Origin of the sequence: Aquicoccus sp. (assembly GCF_041686535.1) — a bacterium.
Classification (GTDB): Bacteria; Pseudomonadota; Alphaproteobacteria; order Rhodobacterales; family Rhodobacteraceae; genus Aquicoccus.
Window position 1 is genome coordinate 1 of the sequence record NZ_JAWLDS010000144.1, and the last position, 5,295, is coordinate 5,295.

General features: G+C 64.5%; 6 protein-coding genes. All 6 read left to right on the forward strand.

Annotated elements, in window-relative coordinates; translation table 11 throughout:
- Positions 1-191, forward strand: a 191-nt coding sequence (locus ACESL9_RS16835; RefSeq protein WP_372675272.1) for a hypothetical protein, incomplete at its 5' end; no start/stop codon positions are given.
- A gap of 68 nt (positions 192-259) precedes the next feature.
- Positions 260-1,042, forward strand: coding sequence for a DeoR/GlpR family DNA-binding transcription regulator (locus ACESL9_RS16840; protein ID WP_372612136.1), 783 nt, complete (start codon positions 260-262; stop codon positions 1,040-1,042).
- Positions 1,039-2,181: an ABC transporter ATP-binding protein gene (locus tag ACESL9_RS16845; RefSeq protein ID WP_372612138.1), complete on the forward strand. Its 1,143-nt coding sequence runs from the start codon at positions 1,039-1,041 to the stop codon at positions 2,179-2,181. Before ACESL9_RS16840 ends, ACESL9_RS16845 begins: the two co-directional genes overlap by 4 nt.
- Positions 2,178-3,467, forward strand: coding sequence for an ABC transporter substrate-binding protein (locus ACESL9_RS16850; RefSeq protein ID WP_372612140.1), 1,290 nt, complete (start codon positions 2,178-2,180; stop codon positions 3,465-3,467). Before ACESL9_RS16845 ends, ACESL9_RS16850 begins: the two co-directional genes overlap by 4 nt.
- Before the next feature lie 64 nt (positions 3,468-3,531).
- Entirely contained in the window at positions 3,532-4,404 is an 873-nt protein-coding gene (locus tag ACESL9_RS16855) for a carbohydrate ABC transporter permease (RefSeq protein WP_372612142.1), read from the forward strand.
- A complete protein-coding gene (locus ACESL9_RS16860) occupies positions 4,401-5,210 on the forward strand; it encodes a carbohydrate ABC transporter permease (protein ID WP_372612144.1) in 810 nt (269 codons plus the stop codon). Before ACESL9_RS16855 ends, ACESL9_RS16860 begins: the two co-directional genes overlap by 4 nt.
- Positions 5,211-5,295: the final 85 nt, after the last annotated feature.

Below are 5,295 nucleotides of genomic sequence, written 5' to 3' on the forward strand. Positions count from 1 at the left end.
GCCCGCGTGCCGTGATTTTGCCACATTTTGCCACAATCGGCCACAAAGCGTTAACGCGGCGCATCGGCCGGATTCGGGGGGGTGACATCCGGCTGCCGCTCGGCTGCCGTGCGGCTGCCGGGTGTTGGCGCCGCGAGGGCCGCGTGGGGTGTGAACGCACCGGGCGGATGTTTTACAAAGGGTTCATGTGAATGTGCCCCAAAGTTCATATGAACATGAGACCGGTCGCCCAGAAAGCGGTTGAACGGGATGTGTGTTCATGGACTGGACGGCGATACGCTTGTCGGATCGGCAGCGCGACATGCTCTGCAAGGTGCAGGACGCGCAACACGTCTCGATCGAGCGGCTGGCCGAAATCTACGGCGTTTCGCCACAGACCGTCCGGCGCGATGTGAACGTGATGTGCGAGGCCGGCGTGCTGCGCCGGGTCCATGGCGGGGTCGAGGCGCCGCGCGCCGACAACCTGGGCTATGGGGCGCGACGCACGCTCAATGCCCCTGCCAAGCGTCGCATCGCGGCGTGTTTCGCCGCAGGGGTCGAGCCGGGCCTGTCGCTGGCCGTGTCGATCGGAACCACGCCGGAATTCGCGGTTCAGGCCCTGCACGACAAGACCGATCTGACGGTGATGACCAACAACCTCAATATCGCGCTGTTCGCCTGCGAGTGCGAAGGCTGGGCCGTTCACATCGCGGGCGGCATGGTGCGACCGGGGGATCGCGATGTCCTGGGCAGCCAGGTTGAGGCGTTCTTTGCACGCTACCAGGTGGATATCGGCCTGTTCGGCGTGGCGGGCGTCGATGCCGACGGCACGTTGCTGGATTTCACCGAGGACGAGGTGGCCGCGCGCATGGCCATTCTCCGGCATTGCCGCCGCTCGGTCCTGTTGCTGGATGGCAGCAAGTTCGGCCGCGCCGCCCATGTGCGCGGTGGCCATATCGCAGATGTGGACGAGGTGATCTGTGATGTCGCGCCGCCCGCGGTCCTGGCCCGGGAGATCGCGGCGCAAGGTGTTCGCTTCACCATCGCGGAGGAGATCGCATGAGCCCGGGATTCACAGCGCGCGGGCGGGCGATCCGGCTCGAGTCCATCGTCAAGCGATGGGATGACACGGTCGCGCTCGACCAGGTTCACATCAATGTCGCGCCCGGCAGCTTTACCGCGCTTCTCGGGCCGTCGGGATGTGGCAAGTCCACCCTGCTGCGCATCGTGGCGGGGCTGGAACAGGCCAGCGCGGGGCGGGTGATGATCGGCGAAGAGGACGTGACCGACCGGCCCGCCGACAAGCGCGACCTCTCGATGGTGTTCCAGTCCTATGCGCTGTTCCCGCATCTGAGCGTGGCCGAGAACATCATCTTCGGCCTGCGCACCCGCGGGGTCAAACGCTCCGAGCGGCAGGCGCGGCTGGAGCGCGTGGCGCATCTGCTGGGGCTGGAGGCGTTGCTTGAGCGCAAGCCCTCCGCGCTGTCGGGCGGGCAACAGCAGCGCGTGGCACTGGGGCGCGCCGTGATCGCCGAGCGCTCGATCTGCCTGATGGACGAGCCGTTGTCGAACCTCGATGCCAAGCTGCGCCAGACCATGCGCACAGAGCTGCGCGCGCTGCAGCGCGAGCTGGGCTTTACCATGCTCTACGTGACCCATGACCAGGTCGAGGCGATCACCATGGCCGACCGGGTGGTGCTGATGAATGCCGGGCGGGTCGAACAAGCGGCCACGCCGGGCGAGCTCTATGAACGGCCCGCCACGACCTTTGCGGCGCGCTTTATCGGCACACCGCCGATGAACCTGATCCCGGCTGGGGCGTTCGGGCAGGCGGGGCTGCGGCTGGAACGTGCGCTGGGCGCTGCGGTCCAGGTGGGCATCCGCCCCGAGGCGATGCACCCGGCCCATGGCGCGGGCACGTTCGAGATGCGCGTGACCGGCGTGGAATACCTTGGAGCGGATGCCCTGGTGCAAGGGCGGATCGGCGAGGCCCCGGCGCAGATGCGGGTGCCGGGCCATGCCATGCCCGAGGTCGGCAGTACGGTCGCGGTTTCGGTCGCGGCAGATGAGTTTCACGTCTTCGATGCGGGAACGGGCGCGCGCATTGCGACCCCCGATCCGGCATCGTTGTTGGCCCGAACCGGATTCTCGGTGGCCACCAGGGGCGCGGAGGCGCCTGTCATCAACCAGAGGACACCATGACAATGCTTGCCAATATCCTGAAGGGCGCGGCCGCTTCTGCCGCGCTTGCCATCACCATTACGTCACCGGCGCGTGCCGTCGATCTGCAATTCTATTTCCCCGTCGCCGTGGGCGGCGGTGCGGCCGAGGTGATCCAGTCGCTCACCGATGAATACCTGGAAGAGAACCCCGACGTGAATATCGACGCGGTCTATGCCGGCACCTACCAGGACACGATCACCAAGGTGATCACCGCCGCCCGCGGCGGCAACGCGCCGCAGCTTTCGGTTGCGCTTGCCGTGGACATGTTCACCCTGCTCGACGAGGGGCTGATCCTGCCGTTCGACGATTTCATCACGACCGAGGAAGATCGCGCCTGGCTCGACAGCTTCTACCCGGCCTTCATGGAAAACAGCCAGACCGGCGGCAAGACCTATGGCATCCCGTTCCAACGCTCGACGCCCGTGCTTTACTGGAACAAGGAAGCCTTTGCCGAGGCCGGGCTCGACCCCGAAACGCCGCCCGCCAACTGGGAGGAGATGGTCGAGATGGGCAAGGATCTCACCAAGAAGGATGACAGTGGCAATGTCGAGCAATGGGGCGTGCGTATTCCGACCTCGGGCTTTCCCTATTGGCTGTTCCAGGGGCTGACCACGCAAAACGATGTGATCCTGGCCAATTCGGACGGCAACGAGACCAATTTCGACGACCCGGCGGTGGTCGAGGCGCTGGAATACCTGGTGTCGCTTTCGACCGAGCACGGGGTGATGGAGCCGGGCATTGTGGAATGGGGCGCCACGCCCAAGGCGTTCTTTGAAGGCCAGACGGCGATGATGTGGACCACGACCGGGAACCTGACCAATGTGCGCGACAACGCGCCCTTTGATTTCGGTGTCGCGATGCTGCCCGCGCACAAGCGTCGGGGCGCGCCCACGGGCGGCGGCAATTTCTACCTGTTCGAGGGATCGAGCGATGAAGAGCTTGCCGCGGCGGTGGATTTCATCAAGTGGATCACCGGGCCGGAGCAATCGGCCAAGTGGACCATGGCCACCGGCTATGTCGCGCCGCGCCCGGCGACCTGGGAAACCGACACGATGAAAGCCTATGCCGAGGAGTTTCCCGCCGTTTTGGTGGCGCGCGATCAGCTCGAACATGCGGTGGCCGAGCTTTCGACCTATGAGAACCAGCGCATCACGCAGATCTTCAACGATGCGCTGGCCGCAGCGATCACCGGGGAAAAGCCGGCCGACGAGGCCCTGGCCGAGGCACAGGCGCAGGCCGATGCGATCCTGGCCGCCTATCGCTGAGTGAGCCCCATGCGGGCGGGCCTTTGTGGTCCGCCCGTTTTCCCCTGGGAAAGAGGATGCGCCGATGCTGTCGCGCCAATGGATACATGGCTGGTTGCTGTTGCTGCCTGCGCTGGCGTTCATCTTTCTGTTCACGCATATTCCCGCGGTCACGACGATCTGGAACAGCTTCCAGTCGACCCCGCGCGGGCGGCGCCCGTCGCAATTCGTGGGGCTGGACAATTACGAGCGGTTGATCGGTGATCCGGTGTTCTGGAAGGTGCTGGTCAACAACCTGTGGTTCGCGCTGGGCACGATCCCGGTTTCCATCGCGCTCAGCATCGCCATGGCGCTGTTCGTCAATCGCGCCTTTGCGGGGCGGTCGCTGGTGCGCATGGCCTATTTCACGCCCACGGTTCTGCCGCTGATCGCGGTGGCCAATATCTGGCTGTTTTTCTACACGCCGGGCTTTGGCCTGATCGACCAGGTGCTGGGCGCCTTCGGCCGTGGCCAGACCAACCTTCTGGGCAGTCCTGACACGGCGCTGGGGGCGATCATCGTGGTGTCGATCTGGAAGGAGGCGGGGTTCTTCATGATCTTCTACCTCGCCGCCTTGCAGGCGATTCCGCCGCAACTGGCCGAGGCGGCGCGGATCGAGGGTGCGGGCGGCTGGACGATCTTTCGCCGCATCACCTTTCCGATGATGATGCCGACCACGCTTTTCGTGTCGATCAACGCGGTGATCAATGCCTTCCGGCTGGTCGATCACATCTTCATCCTGACCGGTGGCGGGCCGGATAACGCGTCGTCACTGCTGCTCTATTACATATACGAAACGTCGTTCCGGTTCTGGGACACGGCCTATGGCGCGACGCTGACGGTGGTGATGCTGGCGCTGCTGGGGCTGTTTGCCATCGGCCAGTTCTTCCTGTTCGACCGCAAGGTGCATTACAAATGACCGGGTTCGACCGCATATTGATGACCACCGGCGCGGTGGTGCTGGCGCTGATCTGGGTCTTGCCGCTGGTCTATGCGATCTGGACGGCGGTCCATCCGTCGGAATACGAGGCGCGGTTCGTGCTGAGTGCGCCGCTGACGCTGGAGAATTTCGTCAAGGCATGGAACGCGGCACCGTTCGCGCGATATTTCCTGAACACGTTCATCCTCGTCACCGGGATCGTCGTTTGCCAGTTCGTGCTGTGCACGCTGGCCGCCTATGGGTTTGCGCGCTACCGGTTTCCGGGGCGCGACATCCTGTTTTCGCTCGTGTTGCTGCAACTTCTGGTGATGCCCGACATCCTCATCGTCGAGAATTACCGCACCATCGGCGCGCTGGGGCTGGTCGATACGATCGCGGCCATCGCGCTGCCCTATGTCGCGTCGGGGTTCGGCGTTTTCCTGATCCGCCAGACCTTCATGACCGTCCCGCGCGAGCTGGACGAGGCCGCGCGGATCGAAGGGGCGGGGCCGCTGACGATCCTGTGGCGGGTCTATGTGCCCCTGGCCAAGCCGATCTACCTTGCTTATGGGCTGGTTTCGGTGAGCCATCACTGGAACAACTTCCTGTGGCCGCTGATCGTCACCAACTCGGTCGAGACGCGGCCCGTGACCGTGGGGCTGAGCATCTTTTCGACCACCGACTCCGGGGTGGAATGGTCGGTGATCAATGCCGCCACGCTGATGACATCGGGGCCGCTTCTCATCGCTTTCCTGCTGTTCCAGCGCCAGTTCGTCCAGAGCTTCATGCGCGCGGGTATCAAATGACATGAAAAGGAGACCGTGACATGAGCCTTCCAATGCTTGGCGTGGCGATCCGGCGCGCCGATCTCGATGTGCTGCGCGACTGGAT

Coding starts and splice junctions, on each gene's coding strand:
- ACESL9_RS16850 (WP_372612140.1), top strand. CDS start 2,178: ATGACAATGCTTGCCAATATCCTGAAGGGCGCGGCCGCTTCTGCCGCG.
- ACESL9_RS16840 (WP_372612136.1), top strand. CDS start 260: ATGGACTGGACGGCGATACGCTTGTCGGATCGGCAGCGCGACATGCTC.
- ACESL9_RS16860 (WP_372612144.1), top strand. CDS start 4,401: ATGACCGGGTTCGACCGCATATTGATGACCACCGGCGCGGTGGTGCTG.
- ACESL9_RS16855 (WP_372612142.1), top strand. CDS start 3,532: ATGCTGTCGCGCCAATGGATACATGGCTGGTTGCTGTTGCTGCCTGCG.
- ACESL9_RS16845 (WP_372612138.1), top strand. CDS start 1,039: ATGAGCCCGGGATTCACAGCGCGCGGGCGGGCGATCCGGCTCGAGTCC.